Consider the following 4,184-nt stretch of genomic DNA (forward strand, 5'->3'; position numbering starts at 1 on the left):
CGCCATGGGAGGCATTCTGGCCGGCGGGGCCGCAGGCCGGCGCATCGGCAGGGATACCGACGACGGCACGGGCGCCCCCGAGACGGACGTCCCTGACACGGGCACCTCCGACACGAAAGCCCCGGACGCAGACGCTGCGACAACTGCCGGACCGGCGCAGACGCCCCGGAATGGCGCCCCGCACATCGGCGCGACGGGACCGGAGGGACGGCAATGATCATCGTCACAACGCTATTGGGCGGTCTCGGCGCCGTCTGCCGGTTCCTCATCGACACGGCGATCAACAAACGGAACCGTCTGACGATCCCCCTGGGCACGATCGTCGTGAACGTGACCGCATGCCTCCTCATGGGTCTGCTCACCGGATGGACCCTGTCCCACGCGGGGTCCGACGGGGTGCGAACCCTTCTCGGCTCCGGCTTCCTCGGAGGATATTCGACCTTCAGCACCGCCAGCGTGGAGGGGGTGCGCCTTCTTCGCTCCGGACGGACGGTGGAGGGTATCGTCCATACCGGAGGGATGCTGGTGATCAGCCTTGCGGCCACGCTGGCAGGATACGCGCTGACGATCTGCCCCCCACCGAACTGACCCCGCTGCCTATGCGCATGCGCGGGCGTGATGTGCAGTCGCTATGCGCGGTCGCGGCGTGCGGTCACGATATGCGGTCGCAGCGTATGAGCGTGGCAATGTGCCTGACGTATTGCGTGGTCCGCGCCGCGAAGCACCCCGATATCAACGGGGTCCGACACGTCGACCGGCTACGGACACACCCTCGCGGATTACGCCATACAATATGGATGACGTTGGCGGCCAATGGGGGCCTGCCATTCGACATAGTGGAAGGACCTCACGATGAAATCCGTGCGCATCCATGGACAGAATGACATCCGCATCGAGGACGCACCCCGGCAGGACCCCGGCCCCGACGAGATTCAGATCCGCGTGAAATACTGCGGAATCTGCGGAAGCGACCTGCACGCCTACCTCGAGGGCTGGGGGCTTCCGACCCAGCCCCATCCCCTGACCGGCCGGACGCTGCCGATAACGCTGGGCCATGAGTTCTCCGGAGAGATCACGGCCATCGGCTCGGGCGTCACGGATCTGGCCGTGGGCGACGCCGTGGCGGTCGAGCCTCTCATCGCCTGCGGAAGCTGCGACAACTGCCGGGCCGGCAACTACAACTTCTGCGATCGCGCTCAGGCCGCCGACGGCGCCGGCAACTTCCTCGGATTCTCCCAGGATGGCGGAATGGCCGAATACGCGAACGTCAAGGCGAGGTTCGCCCATATGATGCCCTCCGGGCTGCCCTTCCAGCTCGGCGCCCTCGCGGAACCGACGGCCGTCGTCTATGAGGCCCTCAAAAAGAGCCATCTCAGGGCTGGCCAGACCGTGGCCGTCATGGGAGCCGGACCCATCGGACTGCTCACGGCCATCCTCGCCAGAATCGCGGGGGCCACGCGAATCTACATATCCGACGTGTCGGATGTGCGACTTGCGAAGGCCCGCGAGCTGGGATTCGACCACGTGATCAACCCGCTGCAGGAGGACGTCGTTGCGGCCATCCGCGCCGAGGAACCCCATGGAGTGGACATCGGCTTCGAGGCGGCGGGGGTGCAGGCCACTCTCGACACCGCGCTGAAGGTCACCAAACGGACGGGGATCGTTCAGATCGTAGCCCTGTTCGGCAAGCCCGTCAGCATCAACCTCACCGACGACGTGATCATGCAGGGCATCGACATCATCGGAACGCTGTGCTACAACAACAGCTTCCCAGCGGTCCTGCGCATCATCGATTCGCACCGGGACCAGTTCGCCCCGCTCGTCACCAAGGTCATCGGCCTCGACGACGCGCTCGAGAAGGGGATACTGGCGTTGTCATCCGACAAGACCCAGGTCAAGATCATGGTCTCTCCAGAGGCGTGATTCCACCGGAATGGTCCCGCGGATGAGATTCCCCGGACCCTATGCGGGACCGTCCTCCATTGCGGGCTTTCCGCAACCGCAGGCCTCCCCCGACAGATGACACTCCGCAACGGTATCGCTGGCGGCGATATGCCATGGGGATTCGTTCCCACGCCGATCCCCATGGCTAGGATGAGCACTATGAACGAATCCTCACCGTGGATTAACCCCCTGCGCGATCCACGCGATCTCCGCATGCCACGGATCGCCGGCCCGTGCAGTCTGGTCATCTTCGGCGTCACCGGAGACCTGTCCCGCAAGAAGCTTCTCCCCGCGGTGTACGATCTGGCCAATCGCGGGCTCCTTCCCCCCAGCTTCGGACTCATCGGATTCGCCCGACGGGACTGGACCACGGAGCATTTCGTCGACTTCGTCAAGGACGCCGTCCGGGATCGGTGCCGCACCCCCTTCAAGGAGTCGACCTGGTCCAACCTCATCCACGGCATCCGCTTCGTCCAGGGAACGTTCGACGATCCCGCCGCCTTCGACCGGCTGAGCGACACCGTCGCCGAACTCGACCGCGACCGTGGAACGCGCGGGAACCACGCGTTCTACATGTCGGTCCCCCCCAAGGCCTTCCCGATCGTCTCGAAGCAGCTCGCGGCATCGGGACTGGCGAGATCCGACAAGGACGCATGGCGCCGCGTCATCATCGAGAAGCCCTTCGGGCATGACCTCACCAGCGCGAAGGAGCTCGACCGCGTCGTCTCCGAGGTGTTCGACCCGAACTCCGTGTTCCGCATCGACCACTATCTGGGCAAGGAGACCGTCCAGAACATCCTTGCTCTGCGCTTCGCGAACTCCATGTACGAGCCCATCTGGAACTCCAACTACGTGGACCATGTGCAGATCACCATGGCCGAGGACATCGGCATCGGCGGGCGCGCCGGATACTACGACGGAATCGGCGCGGCGCGCGACGTCATCCAGAACCATCTTCTGCAGCTCATGGCGCTGACCGCGATGGAGGAGCCGGTGAGCTTCTCCGCCGCGGACCTCACCGCCGAGAAGACCAAGGTGCTCTCCGCCGTTCGTCTGCCGAAAGACCTGTCATTGAACACCGCCCGCGGACAGTACGGGCCCGGCTGGCAGGGCTCTCACAGGGCGGTCGGATATCTGGACGAGAAGGGCATCGACCCCTCCAGCACCACCGAGACCTACGCCGCCATCCGACTGGATGTGGATACCCGGCGCTGGGCCGGCGTCCCGTTCTATCTGCGCACCGGGAAACGCCTCGGCAAGCGCGTCACCGAAATCGCCGTCATCTTCAAGCGGGCACCCCACCTGCCCTTCGAGCAGACCGCTGTGCGAGAGCTGGGCAACAACGCCATCGTCATCCGCGTCCAGCCCGATGAGGGCGTCACCATGCGCTTCGGCGCGAAGGTTCCGGGCGGAACCGCGATGGAGGTGCGCGACGTCTCCATGGACTTCAGCTACGGCCGGTCCTTCACCGAAAGCTCCCCGGAGGCCTACGAGCGCCTGATACTCGACGTGCTGCTGGGCGACCCGCCGCTGTTCCCCACCACCGAGGAGGTCAATCTCAGCTGGAGGATCCTCGATCCGATAGAGGAGTTCTGGGCGACGCTGGGACAGCCGCAATCGTATCGTTCGGGAACCTGGGGGCCGTCGGAGGCCGACAAGATGCTGGCGCGAGACGGACGCCACTGGAGGATGCCATGATCATCGATATGCCCAACACCCGCACCCGCGAGATCGCCGGCAAGATCGACGAGCTTCACAAGGAGCGCGGCGAATCAGCCACCGGCAGGGTCCTCACCCTGCTCATCTCCACCGAGGCATCCGAGCTCGAACGTGCGCTCGAAGTCGCCAACACCGCGAGCCGCGAGCATCCCTGTCGCGTCATAGCGGTGGTGCCCGACCTGAACCCCAATCCGGACGAGGACACCGATGAGTCGAACCTCAACGCGCAGGTTCGCTTCGGAGCCGATGCGGGCGCCGGAGAGATCATCATCCTGTGGCCGCGCAATGGGCTGGTCTCCCATCCGGACACCCTCGTCATACCATTGCTGGTTCCGGACGCCCCCGTGGTCGCGTGGTGGCCCACGAACCCGCCATCGAACCCCTCGAAGGACCTCATCGGGGCAATGGCGCGCAGCCGGATCACCGATGCGATGCTGGCCACCAACCCCGAGGCGACGATGGAGCGCCTGCGGCGCAACTGGTCGCCCGAGGACATCGACCTTTCATGGACGCGGCTGACC

5 protein-coding genes are annotated in these 4,184 nt (G+C 65.3%); all 5 read left to right on the forward strand.

The genetic code is table 11. From position 1 onward, the window contains the following. The coding region (locus Q1X90_RS06610; protein ID WP_300768310.1) for a hypothetical protein at positions 1 to 217 on the forward strand (217 nt) is incomplete at its 5' end. Then, positions 214 to 588, forward strand: a complete 375-nt coding sequence (locus Q1X90_RS06615; protein ID WP_300768312.1) for a CrcB family protein — start codon at positions 214 to 216, stop codon at positions 586 to 588. The genes Q1X90_RS06610 and Q1X90_RS06615, both read left to right, overlap by 4 nt. Positions 589 to 852: 264 nt before the next feature. Continuing rightward, on the forward strand, positions 853 to 1,923 hold the full coding sequence (locus Q1X90_RS06620) for a 2,3-butanediol dehydrogenase (protein WP_300768315.1): 1,071 nt from the start codon (positions 853 to 855) through the stop codon (positions 1,921 to 1,923). 171 nt (positions 1,924 to 2,094) lie between these two features. After that, positions 2,095 to 3,642 (forward strand): glucose-6-phosphate dehydrogenase, encoded by a 1,548-nt coding sequence (gene zwf / locus Q1X90_RS06625; protein ID WP_300768317.1) that lies wholly within the window; start codon positions 2,095 to 2,097, stop codon positions 3,640 to 3,642. Next, the coding region (locus tag Q1X90_RS06630; RefSeq protein WP_300768320.1) for a glucose-6-phosphate dehydrogenase assembly protein OpcA at positions 3,639 to 4,184 on the forward strand (546 nt) is incomplete at its 3' end. The genes zwf and Q1X90_RS06630, both read left to right, overlap by 4 nt.

The organism is uncultured Bifidobacterium sp., assembly GCF_949292005.1.
In the GTDB taxonomy this organism is placed as follows: Bacteria; Actinomycetota; Actinomycetes; order Actinomycetales; family Bifidobacteriaceae; genus Bifidobacterium.